The sequence below is a fragment of the Nocardioides phosphati genome (genome assembly GCF_014646375.1).
Classification (GTDB): Bacteria; Actinomycetota; Actinomycetes; order Propionibacteriales; family Nocardioidaceae; genus Nocardioides; species Nocardioides phosphati.
In genome coordinates, this window is sequence record NZ_BMNI01000004.1 from 152,311 (window position 1) to 172,149 (window position 19,839).

21 protein-coding genes and 1 tRNA gene are annotated in these 19,839 nt (G+C 71.9%); 8 read left to right on the plus strand and 14 right to left on the minus strand.

Annotated features, from left to right (window positions below):
* Nucleotides 1-63: 63 nt before the first annotated feature.
* The gene (mfd, locus tag IEX47_RS10100; RefSeq protein ID WP_188783885.1) at nt 64-3,576 is read right to left on the minus strand and encodes a transcription-repair coupling factor; all 3,513 of its coding nucleotides are present in this window, start codon (nt 3,574-3,576) and stop codon (nt 64-66) included.
* Between the two features lie 113 nt (nt 3,577-3,689).
* Here mfd and IEX47_RS10105 point away from each other — a divergent pair, with 113 nt between their 5' ends.
* Nucleotides 3,690-4,166, plus strand: a complete 477-nt coding sequence (locus tag IEX47_RS10105; RefSeq protein ID WP_188783886.1) for a hypothetical protein — start codon at nt 3,690-3,692, stop codon at nt 4,164-4,166.
* A 53-nt stretch (nt 4,167-4,219) separates the two neighbouring features.
* Here the strand turns inward: IEX47_RS10105 and IEX47_RS10110 are convergent, their stop codons facing one another.
* A complete protein-coding gene (locus tag IEX47_RS10110) occupies nt 4,220-5,017 on the minus strand; it encodes a 3'(2'),5'-bisphosphate nucleotidase CysQ (RefSeq protein WP_188783887.1) in 798 nt (265 codons plus the stop codon).
* 147 nt (nt 5,018-5,164) lie between these two features.
* On the opposite strand from IEX47_RS10110, the gene IEX47_RS10115 reads away from it, so the two are divergent.
* On the plus strand, nt 5,165-5,683 hold the full coding sequence (locus IEX47_RS10115) for an AMIN-like domain-containing (lipo)protein (protein ID WP_188783888.1): 519 nt from the start codon (nt 5,165-5,167) through the stop codon (nt 5,681-5,683).
* A gap of 34 nt (nt 5,684-5,717) precedes the next feature.
* On the opposite strand, the gene pth is transcribed toward IEX47_RS10115, so the two are convergent.
* The 5 genes from pth to glmU form a co-directional block, all read right to left on the minus strand.
* Nucleotides 5,718-6,299, minus strand: a complete 582-nt coding sequence (gene pth, locus IEX47_RS10120; protein WP_188783889.1) for an aminoacyl-tRNA hydrolase — start codon at nt 6,297-6,299, stop codon at nt 5,718-5,720.
* Between the two features lie 196 nt (nt 6,300-6,495).
* Complete coding sequence (locus IEX47_RS10125) at nt 6,496-7,149, minus strand: 50S ribosomal protein L25/general stress protein Ctc (protein ID WP_229662783.1); 654 nt, start codon at nt 7,147-7,149, stop codon at nt 6,496-6,498.
* 178 nt (nt 7,150-7,327) lie between these two features.
* Entirely contained in the window at nt 7,328-7,762 is a 435-nt protein-coding gene (locus tag IEX47_RS10130; RefSeq protein ID WP_188783891.1) for a 50S ribosomal protein L25, read from the minus strand.
* A gap of 195 nt (nt 7,763-7,957) precedes the next feature.
* Nucleotides 7,958-8,938: a ribose-phosphate diphosphokinase gene (locus IEX47_RS10135; protein WP_188783892.1), complete on the minus strand. Its 981-nt coding sequence runs from the start codon at nt 8,936-8,938 to the stop codon at nt 7,958-7,960.
* A gap of 134 nt (nt 8,939-9,072) precedes the next feature.
* Nucleotides 9,073-10,491, minus strand: coding sequence for a bifunctional UDP-N-acetylglucosamine diphosphorylase/glucosamine-1-phosphate N-acetyltransferase GlmU (gene glmU / locus IEX47_RS10140; protein ID WP_188783893.1), 1,419 nt, complete (start codon nt 10,489-10,491; stop codon nt 9,073-9,075).
* A gap of 88 nt (nt 10,492-10,579) precedes the next feature.
* Here glmU and IEX47_RS10145 point away from each other — a divergent pair, with 88 nt between their 5' ends.
* The gene (locus IEX47_RS10145) at nt 10,580-11,398 is read left to right on the plus strand and encodes a COG4705 family protein (protein WP_188783894.1); all 819 of its coding nucleotides are present in this window, start codon (nt 10,580-10,582) and stop codon (nt 11,396-11,398) included.
* Here IEX47_RS10145 and IEX47_RS10150 read toward each other — a convergent pair.
* Nucleotides 11,336-12,043 (minus strand): sensor histidine kinase, encoded by a 708-nt coding sequence (locus IEX47_RS10150; protein WP_188783895.1) that lies wholly within the window; start codon nt 12,041-12,043, stop codon nt 11,336-11,338. The two genes, IEX47_RS10145 and IEX47_RS10150, sit on opposite strands and share 63 nt — an antisense overlap.
* 5 nt (nt 12,044-12,048) lie before the next feature.
* Entirely contained in the window at nt 12,049-12,711 is a 663-nt protein-coding gene (locus tag IEX47_RS10155; protein WP_188783896.1) for a response regulator transcription factor, read from the minus strand.
* 149 nt (nt 12,712-12,860) lie between these two features.
* Between IEX47_RS10155 and IEX47_RS10160 the strand changes: the two genes are divergently transcribed.
* The 4 genes from IEX47_RS10160 to IEX47_RS10175 are packed head-to-tail and all read left to right on the plus strand — an operon-like array spanning nt 12,861 to nt 15,729.
* The gene (locus IEX47_RS10160; RefSeq protein ID WP_188783897.1) at nt 12,861-13,184 is read left to right on the plus strand and encodes a hypothetical protein; all 324 of its coding nucleotides are present in this window, start codon (nt 12,861-12,863) and stop codon (nt 13,182-13,184) included.
* A 54-nt stretch (nt 13,185-13,238) separates the two neighbouring features.
* Nucleotides 13,239-14,363 carry an alcohol dehydrogenase catalytic domain-containing protein gene (locus IEX47_RS10165; RefSeq protein WP_188783898.1) on the plus strand — a complete coding sequence of 375 codons (1,125 nt, stop codon included), beginning with the start codon at nt 13,239-13,241 and terminating at the stop codon, nt 14,361-14,363.
* The gene (locus IEX47_RS10170) at nt 14,363-14,818 is read left to right on the plus strand and encodes an acyl-CoA thioesterase (protein WP_188783899.1); all 456 of its coding nucleotides are present in this window, start codon (nt 14,363-14,365) and stop codon (nt 14,816-14,818) included. The genes IEX47_RS10165 and IEX47_RS10170 overlap by 1 nt, the downstream gene beginning before the upstream one ends.
* Entirely contained in the window at nt 14,818-15,729 is a 912-nt protein-coding gene (locus IEX47_RS10175) for an alpha/beta fold hydrolase (protein WP_188783900.1), read from the plus strand. Before IEX47_RS10170 ends, IEX47_RS10175 begins: the two co-directional genes overlap by 1 nt.
* Nucleotides 15,730-15,735: 6 nt before the next feature.
* Here the strand turns inward: IEX47_RS10175 and IEX47_RS10180 are convergent.
* From IEX47_RS10180 to IEX47_RS10200, 5 genes are all read right to left on the minus strand, one after another.
* Nucleotides 15,736-15,817: transfer RNA gene (locus tag IEX47_RS10180), tRNA-Gln, on the minus strand.
* Between the two features lie 44 nt (nt 15,818-15,861).
* The gene (locus IEX47_RS10185; protein ID WP_188783901.1) at nt 15,862-16,302 is read right to left on the minus strand and encodes an SRPBCC family protein; all 441 of its coding nucleotides are present in this window, start codon (nt 16,300-16,302) and stop codon (nt 15,862-15,864) included.
* Nucleotides 16,303-16,339: 37 nt separating this feature from the next.
* On the minus strand, nt 16,340-16,591 hold the full coding sequence (locus IEX47_RS10190) for a DUF6752 domain-containing protein (RefSeq protein WP_188784064.1): 252 nt from the start codon (nt 16,589-16,591) through the stop codon (nt 16,340-16,342).
* The gene (locus IEX47_RS10195; RefSeq protein ID WP_188783902.1) at nt 16,575-18,143 is read right to left on the minus strand and encodes a class I SAM-dependent methyltransferase; all 1,569 of its coding nucleotides are present in this window, start codon (nt 18,141-18,143) and stop codon (nt 16,575-16,577) included. Before IEX47_RS10195 ends, IEX47_RS10190 begins: the two co-directional genes overlap by 17 nt.
* Nucleotides 18,140-18,571: an FAD synthase family protein gene (locus tag IEX47_RS10200; protein WP_188783903.1), complete on the minus strand. Its 432-nt coding sequence runs from the start codon at nt 18,569-18,571 to the stop codon at nt 18,140-18,142. Before IEX47_RS10200 ends, IEX47_RS10195 begins: the two co-directional genes overlap by 4 nt.
* A 103-nt stretch (nt 18,572-18,674) precedes the next feature.
* Here IEX47_RS10200 and IEX47_RS10205 point away from each other — a divergent pair, with 103 nt between their 5' ends.
* A complete protein-coding gene (locus IEX47_RS10205; protein WP_188783904.1) occupies nt 18,675-19,808 on the plus strand; it encodes an ATP-dependent DNA ligase in 1,134 nt (377 codons plus the stop codon).
* The last annotated feature ends 31 nt before the right edge of the window (nt 19,809-19,839 follow it).

Consider the following 19,839-nt stretch of genomic DNA (forward strand, 5'->3'; position numbering starts at 1 on the left):
GCCATGACCGGGGCCCCGGAGGTGGTCTAGTCCAAACGGGCCATTGACCGCTCTCCGCGGCGTTCAGTCCTTGGCGTCGAGGACCGTGTCGATCACCAGGCGCGCCCAGTCGAGCAGCTCGTGGTCGCGGATCGGCTGGCCGCCGATCGGCTTGGTGAGCGGCCGCGGCACCAGCACCGTCGAGGTCGCCGGCTTGACCAGCGAGCCCTTGTAGATGCGGTTGAGCCGGACCACCTTCGACTCCGCGAGGTCGACCGGCGCGAACCGGACGTGCTTGCCCGCGATCGTCACCTCGGAGATGCCGGCCTGCCGCGCACGGGCCCGGAATCGCGCGACCTGGAGCAGCGAGGTGACCTGCGTCGGCGGGTTGCCGTAGCGGTCGAGCATCTCCTCCGAGATCGCCACGACGTCGTCGTCGGAACGGACCTCGGCCAGGCGCTTGTACATCTCCAGGCGCAGGCGCTCGGTCGGGATGTAGGTCTGCGGCAGGTGCGCGTCGACGGGCAGCTCGATGCGGACCTCCTCGAGGACGTCGGGGGCCGACCCGTCGGCCTTGAACTCCGCCACCGCCTCGCCGACGAGCCGCACGTAGAGGTCGAAGCCGACGTCGGCGATGTGGCCGGACTGCTCGCCACCGAGCAGGTTGCCCGCGCCGCGGATCTCGAGGTCCTTCATCGCGATCGCCATGCCGCCGCCCAGGTCGGAGTGCTGCGCCAGCGTCGCGAGCCGCTCGTGGGCGGTCTCGGTCAGCGGCTTCTCCCCCGGGTAGAGGAAGTAGGCGTAGGCGCGCTCGCGGGAGCGGCCCACGCGGCCACGGAGCTGGTGGAGCTGGCTGAGGCCGAGCATGTCCGCGCGCTCGATGATCATCGTGTTGGCGTTGGAGACGTCGAGACCGGACTCGACCAGCGTCGTGCAGACGAGCACGTCGAACTTCTTCTCCCAGAAGTCGAGCATCACCTGCTCGAGCTGCTTCTCGTTCATCTGGCCGTGGGCGGTCGCGACGCGGGCCTCCGGCACGAGCTCGCGGATGCGCGCGGCGGCCTTCTCGATCGACTGCACCCGGTTGTGGATGTAGAAGACCTGGCCCTCGCGCAGCAGCTCGCGACGCACGGCGGCGACGACCTGGCGGTCCTCGTAGGCACCCACGTAGGTGAGGACCGGGTGACGCTCCTCGGGCGGGGTCTGGATCGTCGACATCTCGCGGATGCCGGTGATCGCCATCTCGAGCGTGCGCGGGATCGGGGTCGCGGACATCGCGAGGACGTCGACGGAGGTGCGGAGCCGCTTCATCTGCTCCTTGTGCTCGACACCGAAGCGCTGCTCCTCGTCGACGATGATCAGGCCCAGGTCCTTGAACCGGACCTCGTTGCCGAGCAGGCGGTGGGTGCCGACGACGATGTCGATCGAGCCGTTCTCCAGGCCCGCGAGCACCTCCTTCGCCTCCTTGTCGGTCTGGAAGCGGGAGAGCTGCGCGAGCTTCACCGGGAAGCCCGACATCCGCTCGGCGAACGTCGAGTGGTGCTGCGTCACGAGCAGCGTGGTCGGCACGAGCACCGCCACCTGCTTGCCGTCCTGCACCGCCTTGAACGCCGCACGGACCGCGATCTCGGTCTTGCCGTAGCCGACGTCACCGCAGACCAGGCGGTCCATCGGCACGTGGCTGCGCATGTCGGCCTTGACCTCGTCGACCGTGCTCAGCTGGTCGGGCGTCTCCTGGAACGGGAAGGCGTCCTCGAGCTCGCGCTGCCACGGGGTGTCCGGGCCGAAGGCGTGGCCCTTGGTCGCCTGCCGCGCGGCGTAGAGCTTGATCAGCTCGGCCGCGATCTCGCGGACCGCCTTGCGGGCACGGGCCTTGCGCTTGGTCCAGTCGGCGCCGCCCAGCCGGTCGAGCGCCGGGGCCTCGCCGCCGACGTACCGGGTGACCTGGTCGAGGGCATCGGCCGGGACGTAGAGGCGGTCGGCGGGCTGGCCCTTCTTGGAGGCGCCGTACTCGAGGACGAGGTACTCGCGGGTCGCGCCGCCGACCTCGCGCTGCTTCATCTCGATGAACTTGCCCACGCCGTGCTGCTCGTGGACGACGAAGTCGCCGGCCTTGAGCTCCAGCGGGTCGATCTGCTTCTTGCGGCGGGCGGGCATCTTCCGCATGTCGCGCGTGGAGGACTTCTGGCCCGTGAGGTCGTCGCCGGTGAGGATCGCGAGCTTGCTGCCGGCGTGGACCAGGCCGTGGTCGAGACAGCCGGTGAGGCTGCCGACGACACCCGGCTTCGGGTCGCCGAGGGTGGCGGCGACGTCGTGCTCGGCGAGCACCTCGACGATGCGCTGCGCAGGGCCGTGGCCGGTGTGGACGATCGCGACCGTCCAGCCGTCGGCCAGCCAGCCCTTGATGTCGGCGACAGCGGCTTCCATGTCGCCGCGGTAGGCGTTGGCAGGCTGGGCAGGGACGACGATGTCGCCCTCGAGCTCGTCCTCGTCGGCGATCCCGAACGGGCTCAGGGTCCACCAGGCCTTGGACTGCGTCGTGACGTGGTCGCGGACCTCGCCGAGCTCGCGGTACGACGCCTTGCCGAGGTCGATGGGGCTCTCACCGCCGCTCGCAGCGGCCGCCCAGCTCGCGGCGAGGAACTCGTCGGCCGTCGCCACCAAGTCGTGGGCGCGGGCGCGCACGCGCTCGGGGTCGAGCACCAGCACGGTGCTCGCGGCCGGGAGGATGTCGACGAGGAGCTCCATGTCGTCGACGAGCGCGGGCGTCAGCGACTCCATGCCCTCGACGGCGATGCCCTCGGCGAGCTTCTCGGTGAGCTCGCGCAGCTGCGGGTGCGCCTCGCCCAGGAGGCGGGCACGCTCACGCACCTCGGGGGTCAGCAGCAGCTCGCGGCACGGCGGCGCCCAGAGCCGCTCGACCTTCTCGAGCGTGCGCTGGTCGGCGACGGAGAAGCTGCGGATCTCCTCGACGTCGTCGCCCCAGAACTCCACCCGGACCGGGTGCTCCTCGGTCGGCGGGAAGACGTCGACGATGCCGCCTCGCACGGCGTACTCCCCGCGCTTCTCGACCAGGTCGACGCGCGAGTACGCCGCGTCGGCGAGCCGGCGCGCGACGTCCTCGACGTCGTGGGTCTCGCCCGCGCGCACCTCGACGGGGACGAGGTCGGCGAGGCCGGAGACCTGCGGCTGCAGCACGGAGCGGACCGGAGCGACGATGACCTTGAGCGGGCCCTTGGTCGAGCCCTCGGCCGTCTCGGGGTGGACCAGGCGGCGCAGCACCGCGAGCCGGCGGCCGACCGTGTCGGAGCGCGGGCTCAGCCGCTCGTGGGGCAGCGTCTCCCAGCTCGGGAAGTAGGCGACCCGCTCGGGCTTCATGAGCGACCCGAGCTCGGAGACGAGGTCCTCGGCCTCACGACTGGTGGCGGTCACCGCGAGCACGGTGCGGCCCGCACGGGCCAGGCCGGCGACCGTGAAGGGGCGCAGCGCGGCGGGACCGGTGACCTCGAGCTGGGGCGTGGTGGCGGCCTCGCCCAGCGCACGGGCGAGGTGCGGCTCCGCGAGGACGGCGTCGGCGAGGACGGACAGCTGCGCCATTGATGCGACTCCTGAAGACAAGCACGAAAGCCCCAGATCCAGCGGAAGTGGGGGTGCCCGGAAGTCTACGGGCGCACACCGACAGCGACGCCGGCCACCACTACGGTTGCGCCATGCACCGGATCGCGCTCGGCCTCGCCTTCCTCCTCGCGCTGCCCCTGACCGCCTGCTCGGACGACGGGGACGCCACCGGCACGGCCCCTCCGAAGCCGGGGGTCACCTGCATGCAGCACCAGAAGGTGGTCGGCCACCTCGAGCCGACCCACGCTGGCCTGCCCCAGGTCGACGCGGACATCGGGCGATCCTGGGAGCCGCTCAGCGACGCTCCCGACGCCGGGGGCATCGCCTGCGCGAATCTGTCGATGGAGCGCCCGCCCGCGGGCTGGAAGCTGGTCCGCTACCAGCTGCGGATGAAGGACTGGCTGCACACGACCACGCTCTCCGGCCGCACCCTGGAGTCCCTCGACACGGTGCTCCGGCTCGAGGCCTACGAGTGCGTGCGGATCGATGCCACGCTCGTGCTCGCGCGCGCCGGGCACCGCGACCGCTGGACCGGCCACACCACGATCAGCCCCCGCTGCAAGGACTGATCCAACGACGGAGGGCCCCGCGATCACGCGGGGCCCTCCGTCGTACGTCGGCGTCAGACGCCGGTGCCGTGCTCCTTGACGAACGCGACGATGCGCTCGGCGAGCTCGGGGCGGCAGACGATCAGGTCGGGGAGGTAGACGTCCTCCTGGTTGTACTTCAGCTCCGAGCCGTCGACGCGGCTCGTGAAGAGGCCGGCCGCGCGGGCGACGACGACGGGGGCGGCGGAGTCCCACTCGTACTGGCCACCGGCGTGGACGTAGGCGTCGGAGATGTCGCGGGCGACGCTCAGCACCTTCACGCCGGCCGAGCCCATCGGCACGAGCTCTGCGTCGAGCTCCTTCGCCAGCGCCTCGACGAACGCCGGCGGGCGGCTGCGGCTCACGGCGATGCGGATCCTGTCGGACGTGGAGGGCGGCACGACGAGCGGCGTACCGGTGTTGAAGGTCTCCCCCAGCGCGGGCTGCGCGACGGCGCCGGCGACCAGGTCGCCGTCCTGCCAGAGCGCGACGTGGACGGCCCAGTCCTCGCGCGGGACCTCGGAGAACTCACGGGTGCCGTCGAGCGGGTCGATGATCCAGACCCGGCTGGCGCTCAGGCGGGCGGTCTTGTCCTCGGCGGTCTCGAGCGCCTCCTCGGAGAGGACGGCGTCGTCGGGGCGGTGCTGCGCGACGAGCTCCATGAGCAGGTCGTGCGCGGCCTTGTCACCGGCGTCCTTGAGCTCACGGCCCTCGAGCCCGGAGGTCGCGCGGACCTCGAGCAGGCGCTCGCCGGCGACGGTGGCGAGCCAGGTGGCGAGGACGTGGTCGTCGGTGGCGGCTTCCGCCGGGAACGGCGCCTTGAAGTCAGACATGCGGGTCACCCTACGGGACCTCAGGCCTGCCGGAGCGGGGCATCCCGCCCTGTCGTCGCGACGCGGGAAATCGTGTGCTGGAGGTGTCATCCCGCGGCGACCAACGGGCGTCGTACAGGTATCCAACTCCCGGAAGGAGCCGTCACCATGATGCGTCGCATCCTCCGCTTCCTCGCCGCTCTCGTCTCGTCGCTGCTGCTCGCCGCGGTCGTCGCCCCGCCGGCCACGGCCCTGCCGGACTGGCGCACGACCGGCACCACGTGGACCAATCCCCTCGCTCGCCATCCGCTCGTGATCGACCTGCGCTACGCGCGGCACAGCAACTTCGACCGGGTGGTCATCGACATCGAGGGCCGGATCCCCGGCTGGACCACGCGCTACGTCAGCACCCACCACTACGACGGCTCGGGCGCGACGGTGCCGATCCGGGCGGGCATGGACCTGGTCCTCTTCCCGGCGTACGCGCACTTCGCCAACGGCACGTCCTGCTACACCGGGCCGAAGCTGGTCCGCCCCGGGTTCCCGGCGCTCAAGGCGATCGCCTTCACCGGTGACTTCGAGGGCTACGTGTCGTTCGCGTTCGGCCTCGACGGCCACAACCCGTACCGGATCTTCCGGCTCACCGACCCGCAGCGGATCGTGCTCGACTTCCGGCACGCGGGCTGAACCTCGGGGGTACGCCGACCGGGCGGCGTACCGCTCAGGAGTTGAAGCGCTGCTGGGTCTTCTCGAGGCCCTCGGCGACCAGGCACTCGACCGCGTCAGCGGCGTCGATGACCTGGAACTCCAGCTCCTTCTTCTCCGTCTTGGAGTAGTCGGAGAGCACGAAGTCGGCCACCTCCTGGCGACCCGGGGGGCGGCCGATGCCCGCGCGGACGCGATAGAAGTCACCGGTGCCGAGGCTGGAGCGCATCGAGCGCAGGCCGTTGTGGCCGTTGTCGCCGCCGCCGAGCTTCACCCGCAGCGTGCCGAAGTCGATGTCGAGCTCGTCGTGGATCGCGATGACGTGGTCCGGCTCGATCTTGTAGAAGCTGCACAGCGCCTTGACCGGGCCACCCGACTCGTTCATGTAGGTGTGCGGGCGGGCCAGCACGATGCGCGCACCGCCCGGCTGGAAGCGTCCCTCGACGACGTCGGCCCGACCGGCCTTGTGACGCTTGAAGCCTGCGCCCATCCGCGACGCCAGCTCGTCGGTGACGAGGTAGCCCACGTTGTGCCGGTGCCCGGCGTACTTCTCGCCCGGGTTGCCCAGGCCGACCACCAGCCACACGTCGTCACTCATGCCCGCGATTATCCCGTACGCCGAGGCCTCGCCGTGACGCCCTGTCGCGCGACCACGCCGCAGTAAAGCCCTGTTACGGGCACTACCGCCGTCGTGCAAGGCGGCGGTAGTGGCAGTAACAGGGCTTTACTGCACGCCGGGACGCACGAGGGCCCGGCCGCGTGGTGCGACCGGGCCCTCGAGGTACGGCGTGAGGTCACTCCTCGGAGGGAGCCTCCTCGGCAGCGTCGGCCTCGGCCTGCGGAGCGTCGTGCTCGATGCCGGCCTCCGCCTCCGCCTCGGCGAGCTCGGCCTCGACCTGCGCGGCCGTCGGAGCAGCCGTCACGTGGACGACGAGGAGCTCGGCGTCGGAGAGCAGCGACGTGCCCTTGGGGAGCGTGATCTGGCCGGCGAGGATCTGGGTGCCGGCCTCGGCGCCCTCGATGTCGACCTCGATGCCCTCGGGGATGTGGGTGGCCTCGGCCTCGACCAGGATGGTCGCGTTCTCGAGGACGACCAGCGTCTCCTTCGCAGCCTCACCGGTGGTGTGGACCGGGACGTCGACGTGGACCTTCTCGCCCTTGCGCACAGCGACGAAGTCGATGTGCTCGATGACGCGCCGGATCGGATCGACCTGGACCGCCTTGCTCAGCGCGAGCTGGGTCTTGCCCTCGATCGACAGCTCGAGCACCGCGTTGGTGCCCATGTGGCGCAGGGCCATCGTGGTCTGGTGACCGGGGAGGGTCACGTGGATCGGGTCCTCGCCGTGGCCGTAGATGACCGCCGGGATCTTGCCATCGCGGCGCGCCCGACGGGATGCGCCCTTGCCGAACTCCGTACGGAGCTCCGCGGTGATGTTTGCCTCGGACATTTCTTTCTTCCTCACGGTTGGTGTCGTGGCTTCCCACCTAACCATCCACGTGGTGATGCCGACCAGAGTGCGGGACAGGTTCGTCCGACCTGCCCCCGGTCGCCCGAAATGCCCGGCGCGAAATGCGACGCGCCCCACGTCGTACGACGTGGGGCGCGTGCGGAGAAGCGTCAGGCGATCACGCCTGGGCAGCCTCGGCGTCCTCGACGACGGCCTCGGCAGCGGCGACGACCTCGCCGGCGGCCTCGGCGATGGCGGCCTCCTCGGCGGCAGCGGCGACGGCCTCGGCCTCGGCGATGGCGTCCTTGCCGGCAGCGGCGTCGACGACGACGAAGTCGATGTGCTCGATGACGCGGCGGATCGGGTCGACCTGGACGGCCTTGGTCTGCGCGTAGACCTCGGTGCCCTCGATGTCGAGGATCGCGACGACCTGCGTGCCCTTCTTGCGGAGGAGCATCGTGGTGGCGTGGCCCGGCAGGTTGATGTGCTGCGGCTCGCCCACGCCGTAGACGACGGCGGGGATGAGGCCGGCGCGACGGGCACGGCGGGCAGCGCCCTTGCCGAACTCGTTGCGGACCTCGGCGGTGATGTTGTTGGTGATCTCGGCGGCCATGACGGCTCCTCGTGTTTCGGGGCCGACGTGGCCCGGGGCTGGATGTGCCCTGGAAACGAGGAAGAGCGCCGCGCACGACAGCGCGACGCTCTCGAGAGAGTCAGTCGGCCCCGTCGATCACGGAGCAGCTGCTCCCTCGCCTAGGCAATGACCGAATCGTACGGTCCGCCCGGGTCAGGCAACAAATCAGCAGGATCAGGCGTGGCCGTCGAACATCGACGTGACGGAGCCGTCCTCGAAGACCGCGCGGATCGCGCTGCCCAGGAGCGGCGCGATCGACAGGACGGTCAGCTTGTCGAAGCGCTTCGCGTCCTCGATCGGCAGGGTGTCGGTGACGACGATCTCGACGGCGGGGCTGTTCTTCAGCCGGTCGACGGCGGGGTCGGAGAGGATCGCGTGGGTCGCGGCGATGACGACGCCCTCGGCGCCGTCCTTGATGAGCGCCTCGGCGGCCTTCACGATCGTGCCGCCGGTGTCGATCATGTCGTCGGTCAGCACGCAGATCTTGCCGCGGACGTCGCCGACCACGCGGTTCGCGACGACCTCGTTGGCGACATCGGTGCGGCGGGTCTTGTGGATGAACGCGAGCGGTACGCCGCCGAGGCGCGCGGCCCAGCGCTCGGCGACCTTGATCCGGCCGGCGTCCGGGGAGACGACGGCGAGGTCGGCCTCGCCGTACTTCTCCTTGATGTAGTCGGCGAGCAGCGGCAGCGCGTGCAGGTGGTCGACCGGACCGTCGAAGTAGCCCTGGAGCTGGTCGGCGTGGAGGTCGACGCTGATGATGCGGTCGGCGCCGGCGGTCTTGAAGAGGTCGGCGACCAGGCGGGCCGAGATCGGCTCGCGGCCGCGGTGCTTCTTGTCCTGGCGGGAGTAGCCCCAGAAGGGCATGACCACGGTGATCCGCTTGGCGGAGGCGCGCTTGAGCGCGTCGACCATGATCAGGTGCTCCATGATCCAGGAGTTGATCGGCACCGTGTGGCTCTGGATGACGAACGCGTCGCAGCCGCGGACCGACTCCTCGAAACGGACGTAGGTCTCGCCGTTGGCGAAGTCGTACGCCGAGGTTGGGACGAGGCTGACGTCGAGCTGCGCAGCGACCGCCTCACCCAGCTCGGGGTGCGCGCGGCCACTGAAGACCATCAGGTTCTTCTCGGTGGTCTTGGTGTAGGACGTCACCCGGTGCTCCCTCGTTGCTTGCGTTGCCGCCGGGGAGGATTCTGCCCCGGTTCAGCCCGTGCTGGTAACCCGAAGGCGCCACCCGTGAGACATCTCATGCCGCAGGTCGTGCGACGGCGCCCTCCGGGCGCGCCTCAGGCGTCCTCGCCCTCTTCCTCGGCCTTCACCACGGCGGCCTTGCGCGCCTTCCAGTCCTCGAGGGTGCGCTGGGGGCCGGCGGAGACGGCGAGCGCGCCGTCCGGGACGTCCTGGCGCACGGTCGTGCCGCCCCCGGTCATCGCGTCGTCGCCGATCCGGACGGGCGCGATGAAGGTGTTGTTCGAGCCGGTCTTGGTGCGGCTGCCGATCGTCGTGCGGTGCTTGTTGACGCCGTCGTAGTTGGCGAAGATCGTGCCCGCGCCGATGTTGGAGTCCTCACCGATCTCCGCGTCGCCGACGTACGACAGGTGCGGGACCTTCGAGCGGTTGCCGATCTGGGCGTTCTTGGTCTCGACGAAGGCACCGATCTTGCCGGCCGCGCCGAGCACGGTCCCCGGGCGGAGGTAGGAGAACGGGCCGACGTTCGCCTCCATGCCGATGACGGCGAGCTGCCCGTGCGTGCGTACGACGCGGGCTCCCGCGCCGATCTCGCAGTCCTCGAGCGTGGTGTCGGGGCCGATGACGGCGTCCTCCTCGACCTTCGTCGCGCCGAGGAGCTGGGTGCCGGGGAGGATCGTCACGTCGCGCTCGAGCACGACGTCGGCCTCGATCCAGGTGGTGGCGGGGTCCATCACCGTCACGCCGTCCTTCATCCACTGCGTGACGATGCGCTGGTTGAGGATGCGGCCGAGCTCGGCGAGCTGGGCGCGGTCGTTGGCGCCCTCGGTCTCGCGGACGTCGTCGACCTGGTGCGCGGCGACCGTGTGGCCCGCCGCGCGGGCGATCTTGACCGTGTCGGTGAGGTAGTACTCGCCGTTGGCGTTGTCGTTGGTCAGCTGGCTGAGCGCGCCGACGAGGAAGCCCGCCTCGAAGGCGAGGATGCCGCTGTTGATCTCGGCGATCGCGCGCTGCTCGTCGGTGCAGTCCTTCTCCTCGACGATCGCCTCGACGGTGCCGGACGCGTTGCGGACGATGCGGCCGTAGCCGAACGGCTTCTCGACGGTGCCGGTCAGGACCGACACGGCCGCGCCGGAGGCCGCGTGGGCCGCGGCGAACGCCTGGAGCGACTCACCGCGGAGCAACGGGGTGTCGCCGGTGACCACGAGGACCGTGCCCGTCGGCTGCTCCGGCAGCGACTCGAGCGCGACGCGGACCGCGTGGCCCGTGCCGTCCTGGGTCTCCTGCACCGCGAGCACGGCGTCGGGAGCGTGGGACAGGACGTGCGGCCCGACCTGCTCGCGCTGCGTGCCGATGACCGCGACGATGCGCGACGGCTCGGTCGCCTGCACCGCGGTCAGGACGTGGCCGATCATGCTGCGGCCACCGATGCGGTGCAGGACCTTCATGGTCTTGGACTTCATCCGGGTGCCGCCGCCGGCGGCGAGGACGATGACGGTCAGGTCGCTGGAGCTCACGCCCAGCAGCCTAGAGCGTGCCTCCGCCAGCGGGTGTGACGCACGACAGTCAGGATGTGTTCAGGCGCCCGGCCGCAGGCTCTCCGGCATGACGACACGACGTTTTCCCCACGCCAAGGTCCCGGAGGTCTTCGCCCTCTTCTGGGTGGTCAAGCTGCTCACCACCGGCATCGGCGAGACCGCCGCCGACTACATGGGCACGAAGAGCCTCGTCATCGCCGGCCTCGTCGGCGTCCTCGGGTTCTTCGTGGCGCTCGGCATCCAGCTCCGCGCCGACACCTACCACCCGGTCCGCTACTGGATGACGGTCCTGATGGTCGCCGTCTTCGGCACGATGATCGCGGACGGCCCACACGTCGCGCTGGGGTCGCCGTACTGGCTCGACTCGCTGCTGTACGCCGGCGCGCTGGTCGCCCTGCTCGCCTGGTGGCGCACGAGCGAGGGCACGTTCTCCGTGCACTCGATCACCACGCCGCGGCGTGAGCGGTTCTACTGGGGCACGGTGCTGCTGACGTTCGGGCTGGGCACCGCGCTCGGCGACACGACCGCGGCCAACTTCCACCTCGGCTTCGCCTGGTCGATCGCGATCTTCGGCGTGCTGATCCTGCTGCCGCTGCTGGCGTGGAAGCGCGGCGCGGACAGCGTCGTCTGCTTCTGGATCGCCTATGCCCTGACCCGCCCGCTGGGCGCGAGCATCGCCGACGGCATGGCGGTCCGCCCGCAGCACGGCGGGCTCGGCTGGGGCACCGGACCGGTGACCGCCGTCGGCCTGGTCCTCTTCGCGCTCCTGGTCACCTACATCGCGATCACCCGGTGCGACAGCCCGGTCGACGTGGTCGAGCCCTCAGCGGGGAACGCGCAGGACGAAGCGACTGCGCCCCGCGAGCTCGACCTCGCCACCGACTGACCGCGCGAGCCGGCGGGCGATGGGCACCCCCAGCCCGTGTCCGTCGGCGCGCGCGGTCTCCCCCGCGGCGAAGACGTCCACCCCGGCGTCGACGCCCGGCCCGTCGTCCTCGACCGTCACCGTGACGGTCGAGGACGCGTGCTGCAGCGCGTTGTCGACCAGCGGCGCCAGGGCCTGCAGGACCGTCTCGGCACGCTCCGCACCGGGGCGTGGGCGGTCGGCGTCGTCGAGCAGGGTCGCCATCACCGAGCCGAGCCGGCGGGCGGCCGCCGCGATCTCGCGCAGGTCCTCGGAGAGGTCCTCGTCGCTGATCCCGCGCAGCAGCGCCAGGTCGGCGGAGCCCTGCAGCGCGGTCAGCGGGGTGCGCAGCTCGTGGGCCAGCTCGGCGGTGAGCCGCTGCTCGGCGAGCAGTGCCTCGCGGACCTCGTGCTCGGCGTTCGTCGCGACCCGCCAGGTGACCAGGCCGACGAGCACGACCGAGCCGACACTCAGCACCGCGGTCACGGCGAGCACGTCGATCGACGTACGCCGGTGCGGGTCCGCCTCGGTCAGCTCGAGGACCGCCTGGGTCACCAGGACCAGGCCGATCATCACCGCGGTGACGAGGCAGAGCGTCGCGACCACCACCCGCCTGCGGAAGCCCACGGTCCTCATCGGAGCGTGAACCCCACGCCGCGGACGGCCTCGAGCTGCAGCGGTGCCCCGACCTTCCTCAGCTTCCGGCGGATCCGGGCGGCGTACGCATCGACGGTGTTGTCGGCGACGATCGCGCCGTCGGGCCAGGCGGCGGCAACCACGTCCCGGCGGCGGGCGACCTCGCCGGGGCGGGCGGCGATGGCGCCGAGCATGCGGTACTCCGTGGGTGTCAGCCCGACCTCGTGGCCCTCGAAGACGAGTGCGTGGCGGGCCGGGTCCAGCCGCAGCCCGTACGCCGGGACGGGTGCTGCCGCGCGGGCACGGCGGCCGAGCGCCTCGATCCGGACGACCAGCTCCTTCACGTCGAACGGCTTCGGGAGGTAGTCGTCGCCGCCTGCCGCGAAGCCGGCGATCTTCTCGTGGACCTGGCCGAGCGCGGTCAGGAAGAGCACCGGTGCGTGCACCCCGGCCGCCCGCAGCGCCTGGCAGATGTCGCGGCCGTCGGCGTCGGGCAGCCCGATGTCGAGCACGACCACGTCCGGATGGGGCTCGGCGGCGAAGAGCCGCAGCGCCTCCCCGCCGTCGTGGGCGACCTCGCAGTCATGGCCTCCGAGGCGGAGGGCCGAGGTGACCACGCGGCGGATCGCCGGGTCGTCCTCGCAGAGTCCGATGCGCATGGGGCGAGTCTGCCCCCAGAGCATCGGGTCCGGGGTGCACGCGGGCTTGACCACCCGCGCGCGCCATGGCGCGGTGCGCGGGGCGTACCTAGCGTCGAGAGCACCCGACGCCGACACCGGCCGGCGCCCGCTGACCCGGGAGGGATCCCATGCACGTCCCCTTCATCCGCCCGCTCGCCGGCGGCTTCGTCGCCGCCATCGCCCTCACCGTCCTCGGTGCCACGTCGGCCCAGGCCGGGGAGATCACCGGCACCGGCGACTCGCTCAAGCTGCCGGACGGCAGCCTCCACGGTGCCTCGATCTGCGCCTTCTCCGGACTCAACGACGCCTACAGCGGCGACCCGTCGGTACCGGACGAGGACGGCTTCACCCGCACCCAGAACTGGGGCCAGATCTCCAAGGACGGCAAGGAGTTCCTGACCAGCGTCGGGTTCAACCCCGGCAAGTCCTGCAAGCCCGGCTTCGAGGAGTGACATCCTCCGGGCTGGCCCGGGCCTGAGGTCGCGCTGCGTGCCATAGTCGGCTCCGTGAAGATCACCGGCGCCGTGCTCTCGCAGCGCGACCTCCCCCGCCCGTACGCCGAGTCGGCACCGCTCGCGGTCACCTCGCTGGAGCTCGCCGAGCCCGGCCCCGAGGAGCTGCTCGTGCGCATCGAGGTCGCCGGCCTCTGCCACTCCGACCTCTCCGTGGTCAATGGCGACCGGCCGCGCCCGCTGCCGATGCTGCTCGGCCACGAGGCCGCCGGCGTCGTCGAGGCGACCGGCCCCTTGTCGGCCGATGCCGACCTCTTCCCCGTGGGTCAGCGGGTCGTGCTCACCTTCCTGCCGCGCTGCGGTGCGTGCGAGGCGTGCGCGACCGACGGCATCCGTCCGTGCACGCCGGGCTCGGTCACCAACGGTGCCGGCGAGCTGCTCACCGGCGGCACGCGCCTGACGGGCGAGGGGGGCGAGCCGGTGCTCCACCACCTCGGCGCGTCGGCCTTCGCCACGCACGCGGTCGTCGACCGGCGCTCGGTCGTGCCCGTGCCCGCCGACGTGCCCGCCGAGGTCGCGGCGCTGCTCGGCTGTGCCGTCCTGACCGGTGGCGGCGCCGTGCTCAACACCGGCGGCGTGCAGCCCGGCCAGCGCGTGACCGTCGTCGGGCTCGGCGGCGTCGGCATGGCCGCGGTGCTCACCGCGCTCGCGCTCGACGGTGTCGAGGTCTGCGCGGTCGACATGCAGGACGACAAGCTCGCGACCGCCCGGCGGCTCGGTGCCGCGCGGGCTGCGACGCCGGACGAGGCGGCCGCCGACCCGGCGTACAAGGGGGACCTGGTGATCGAGGCAGCGGGCTCGGTGCGCGCCTTCGAGACGGCGGTCGCGCTGACCGCGCCCGGCGGGCGCACGGTGACGGTGGGGCTCCCCCACCCCGACGCGCGCGCGTCCATCTCCCCGCTCGGCCTGGTCGCGGAGGGCCGCACGATCATCGGCAGCTATCTCGGCAACGCGGTGCCGCGCCGCGACATCCCGCGGTTCGTGGAACTCTGGCGCGCAGGTCAGCTGCCGGTCGAGGAGCTCGTCTCCGACCGGATCGGCCTGGCCGACCTCAACACCGCGCTCGACCGGCTCGATGCAGGAGCCGCGCTGCGCCAGCTGATCGTGATGGAGCACTGATGACCGACGCCACCGAGCCCGTGGAGGTCGCCCCCCGCGACCTGCGGATCGACCTCTTCCCGCACCAGCGTGACTACGCGATCCGCTGGGCCGACATCGACCGCTACGGCCACCTCAACAACGCCGTGCAGTACCTGATGATGGACACCCTCATCAACGACTTCGTCGCCGACGCCGCCGGCATGCCGCCGCACCACCTGCCGGCCGTGGGCCTGGTCGTCGAGACCGGCTGCCTCTACCTGCAGGAGATCCTGCCGACGCACCAGCTCCGGCTGGGGCTGCGCTGCCTCAAGGTCGGGTCGTCGAGCATCCGCTACCAGGTCGGCTTCTTCGTCGACACGTCCGAGTCGCCGGCCGCGGTCGCGAAGTTCTCCGTCGTGTACGCCGACCTCGAGACGCGCCGCCCGTCGTCGATCCCGGAGGCCGTGCGCGCCGCCGCCGAGGCGATCCGCTGATGGGTCACCGTCCCCTGCGCTCGGTGCCCCTGCAACCAGCCGACGAGTTCACCTTCACCGTCGAGGACGGCACCCGCCTGGCCCTCGAGGCCGACGGGCCCATCGACGCCCGGGTCTCGGTGGTCTTCGTGCACGGGTTCACGCTCAACCTGACCAGCTTCCGCAACCAGCGCGCGACGCTGCAGGCGGCCAGTGGTGACGTGCGCCGGATCTTCGTCGACCAGCGGGGCTTCGGCGGCAGCGAGCGCGGTCCGCGCGGCAAGGCCTCCATCGACCAGCTCGCGCTCGACCTCGCCGAGATCGTCGAGGCGGCGCCGGGGCGCGTCGTACTCGTGGGGCACAGCATGGGCGCCATGGTCATCCTCGCCCTGGCGGGGCTCCGGCCCGACCTCTTCGGCGGCCGCGTGCGCGGCACGGTGCTGATCGCCGGTGCGGCGAGCGGCGCCGAGATCGATCTCCACGGCCTCGAGGGCATCGCCCGCCGCATCGCCGGCCCGCTCTTCCGCACCCTCCACCGCGGGCGCCCCCTCGTCCGCCTCGCCGGCCGCCTGCCGTACGCCGCGGCCGCGTGGATCTTCCACGACCTCCGCTCCTCGCGCGAGAACCGCCGGGCCTTCGCCGACATGGTCGTCGCCAACCGCCTCGACGTGCTCGGCGACTACGTGGAGGCGATGTTCGCCTACGACGCCCGCCCGTCCGTCGGCGAGCTGGGCCGCACCGCCACCGTCGTCGTGGCCGGCAAGAGCGACCTCGTCACGCCCGTCGCCGCCAACCGCCGCATCGTGCAGGCCGTTCGCGACGCGCGGCTCGTCGTCGTGCCGCACGCCGGACACATGGTGCCGTTCGAGAACGCCCGCGCGGTCGACGAGGCGATCGCGGACGTCGTCGAGAAGGTGCTGGCGCAGCGCTGAGGCCGATGGCTCCCCAGGTAGGAGTCGAACCTACGTCGCTAGTCCTGATTCAAAGTCAGGCGGGCCCTGCCGGCAGACCAACTGGGGAAAGTGCGTCGCCAACCCTAGAGCCCACAGCGCGCCCCCGCGCAGTCAGAGTGCCTCGATGCGACGCACCAGCGCCTCGCTCGTGTGCCGGACCGCCAGCCCGATGAGTGGCTTGACCGCGGCAGCGATCGCGTGTCCTGCCGGCCCACCGGGGAGCGTGTAGCTGATGAGCGCCTCGAGGCGCGTGCGTCCGTCGCCGAGGTCGGTGAACGTCCAGCGCTGGGTGTTGTGGACGCCACTCACCGACTCGATCTCGAGGAGCCGGCCCTGGACCCAGGCGGTGCAGCGGATCCGCGACGTGAGCGTCACCCCGAGCTTCATCACGCCGTCGTAGGTGGCGCCCACGCCGTGCGTCTGCGCCGTCACGGGCCGGATCTCGTGCAGGCCGTAGACCCAGTCGCGCGTGTGCTCGTGGTCGTCGACGTAGGCGAAGACCACGGAGACCGGCGCATCGATCTCCACGCTGTGCTCGACGGTGCTGGCCACGCCGTCAGGCTAGCCCGCGCCCCGCCCCGCCCCGGCATCAGAGCCGGGAGCGGTAGCGCTCCAGGACCTCCTCCACCCGCGCGTCGTCGCGCAGGTGGATCGGGATCAGCAGCTCGGTGACGACGTCGGTCAGCTCGGCGACGCGTCGCTGGAGCTGGCGCGCCTCCTGCGCCTCCTCCTCGAGCGCGCGGAGCCGCGCCTCGATCGCGTGAGGTGCCTGGTAGCGGTCGCGGGCGCGCCGGGCGACGCCCCGGGCCCGGCGTCGGGCGCGGTCAGTGAGCTCGGACATGGATCTCCTCCTCGAGGTCGGACAGGTCGGGTACGGCGCGCGGCCAGCGCACCTGCAGCCGCGCCACGCGCGGGTCCTCACCCGTCGCGAGCAGCTGCTGGTCGTCGACGACGCCACCGGAGGCGGCGATCTCGCGCGCGACGAGGTCGGGGTCGAGACGGCGCACGAGGCCACCGGGTCCCGGCGACGGCAGTGGCCCGGGGCCGGTGGCGGCGTACTCCAGGTGGAAGGCGCCGCCGGCGACCGTGGCCATCCGCGCGAGCCGCCACAGGTGGGCGCGGGCGTGCGGGGTGAGGCAGCCGAGCAGCTGGCGGGAGTAGAGCTCGGGCGCGGACCGGGCCAGCTGCCCGCCGATCGCCGCGACGAAGCGGAGCTCGTCCAGGAGCAGGCGCTCGGCCGTCACCGGCAGGCCTGCGCGCTCGGCGCGGCGGCGTACCTGCGCGACCGCCGGACGGGAGAAGTCGTAGGCACGCACCTCGTGTCCCCGGCGCGCGAAGTGCAGTGCATCCCTCCCCCGTCCGGCCCCGAGATCGACGACCGGCACCTCGGGCGCGAGCCGCGCGGCGACCACCTGGCCGAACTCCGAGGGCGTCTCCGGACGGCCGCGATGGGCGGCGTGGTGCTCGCTCCAGGCCGGCATGTCGCTGCGGAAGCCGCGGAGCCAGCCGTCGAGCCGGCGGATGCCCGCGGGCGGGTCGGCGTACTTGAAGGAGGGGTCGGGCGTGCGCCAGCCCGGGCCGTAGACGAAGGCGAGCATCGCCTCCGGGTCGGCAGGGGCCGGGAAGTCGTGCCCGTGCAGCGACACCGTCGAGACGGGCAGGATCGCGGAGCGCTCGAGCTGCCCGCTGCGGTTGCCGAGCTGGAAGAAGCGGCCGGCGGCGTGGAAGGCGACGAACACGTCGATGTGGCAGTTCCGGCCGTCGCTGAGCGGCAGCAGGATCTTGAAATCCCCACCCGACATCCGCAGCACGTCCCACCCGCGGTCGCGCATGACGCGCTCGACGCGGTAGGACTCGCGGATCACGTCGACCGGGTCCCCGTGGGCGGAGAGGTAGCAGACGTCGGTGTCGGTGTCGTGCCCGAGCATGCGGCCGTCGCGGATCGCGCCGAGGAGCGCGCCGTAGTTGAGGTACGCCTCCACGCCGCCCGGTCCGCGCAGGTCCTCCAGCACGCGGCCGGTGCCGGCCAGGATCTCCTCACGCACCACCTCGGACGTGTCCGCGAAGGCCCGCGCCAGGTGGCCGACCTTGTCGACCGAGAGCGGGTGGCCCTGGCCGTCGACGACGCTGATCCGGCCGTGGCCCGCGCCGAGGGCGACCTCGGCGTCGTGCAGGACGGTCCCGTCGGTCCGGGTGACCTGCACGCGCGAGCGCCCGTCGAGGTACGGCGCGAGGACATCCGGCCAGCCCACCTGGATGCGCCCCGGCAGCTGTCGTACGCCGTCGCGCGCCGGCGTCGTCGACCAGACGTAGGCCCCGTCGAAGGAGACCAGGAGCGGCTCGTCCGCAGCCCCCGTGACGGTCAGGCCCACGTCGTCGACCGAGACGCTCACGAGGCGCGCCCGTCGCCGATCCGCAGCGCGCGGCGCAGCGCCGTGGACGAGGTCTGCAGCGAGTAGGGGAAGTAGACGACCTCGACGCCGAGGGCGGCCATCTGCGCCTCGAGCCGGTCGCCCTTCTCGGTGCCGCGCCAGTCGTCGCCCTTGAAGAGGCGGTGGAAGCCGACGACGGCGTGCGCGTCGGCCTTGCTCGGCGTCTCCTCGGCGTAGACCGCGTCGACGATGCCGATGGCGTCGACGATCGCGAGCCGCTCCCCGAGCGGCACGGTCGGGGTCACGCCCTTGGCGAGCTCGCACATCGCGTCGGAGACGACACCGGCCACGAGCACGTCGCACTGCTCGCGCGCCTGGCGCAGCAGGTTGAGGTGACCCACGTGGAAGAGGTCGTAGACCCCGGGGACGTAGCCGACGAGCGGACCCATGGCGTTGCTCCTTCTCGTTGTTTGTCCAGAAAGTTACTCCACTTTTCATCGAAGGACCAATTGCCACGCCCGCCTGTCGGCACAGACCCCTAGGCTGCGGGGCATGGACCTGCCCGTGATGCCGCCGGTGCTCCCGATGCTCGCCAAGCCCGCGAAGGCGTCCGTCGCCTTCAGCCCGGCTGCGGCGGAGAAGCTCGGCGGCCTCGCCTTCGAGCCCAAGTGGGACGGCTTCCGCTGCCTCGTCTTCAAGGACGGCGACGAGGTCGAGCTCGCCTCGCGCAACACCAAGCCGCTGACCCGCTACTTCCCCGAGGTCGTCGAGGCGATGCGCGCCCAGCTGCCGGAGCGCTGCGTGCTCGACGGCGAGGTCTTCGTCGCGATCGGCGACCGCCTCCAGTTCGAGGTGCTCCAGGAGCGGATCCACCCGGCCGTCTCCCGCGTGACCAGGCTGAGCCAGGAGACTCCGGCGGAGTACGTCGCCTTCGACCTGCTCGCCCTCGGCGACGAGTCCCTCCTCGACCTGCCGTACGCCGACCGGCGGGCGCGGCTCGAGGAGGCGCTCTCCGGGCTGGCGCCCGTGGCCACCACCAGCGAGGCCACCGGGCGGAGCAGCCGCGTCCACCTGACCCGGATCACCACCGACCCCGTCGAGGCCGAGGGCTGGTTCGAGCGCTTCGAGGGTGCGGGGCTGGACGGGGTGATCGCGAAGCCGCTGACCGCGGCGTACGAGCCGAACAAGCGGGCGATGCTCAAGGTCAAGCACGAGCGCACGGCAGACGTCGTCGTCGCGGGCTACCGGCTCCACAAGACGTCCACCGACGAGAAGCCGCTGCTCGGCTCGCTCCTGCTCGGCCTCTACGACGGCGGCGAGCTCCAGCACATCGGCGTCGCAGCCAGCTTCACCGCGGCGCGGCGGGCCGAGCTGGTCGACCAGCTGGCCCCGCTGGTCTGCGACATCGCCGACCACCCGTGGGGGCGCTGGCAGGAGCTCCTGACCGCCAACCCCGACCGCGTGCCCGGCACGCAGAGCCGCTGGAGCCAGGGCAAGGACCTCTCCTTCGTCCCGCTGCGGCCCGAGCTGGTGCTCGAGGTCGGCTACGACCACATGGAGGGGCGACGCTTCCGCCACACCGCGCAGTTCAAGCGGTGGCGCCCCGATCGCGACCCGGCGTCGTGCGGCTACGACCAGCTCGAGGAGCCCGTGAGCTACGACCTGTCAGAGGTCCTGTCGGGCTGAGCCACAGGGCCTGTCCGGGCGACGTACGCAT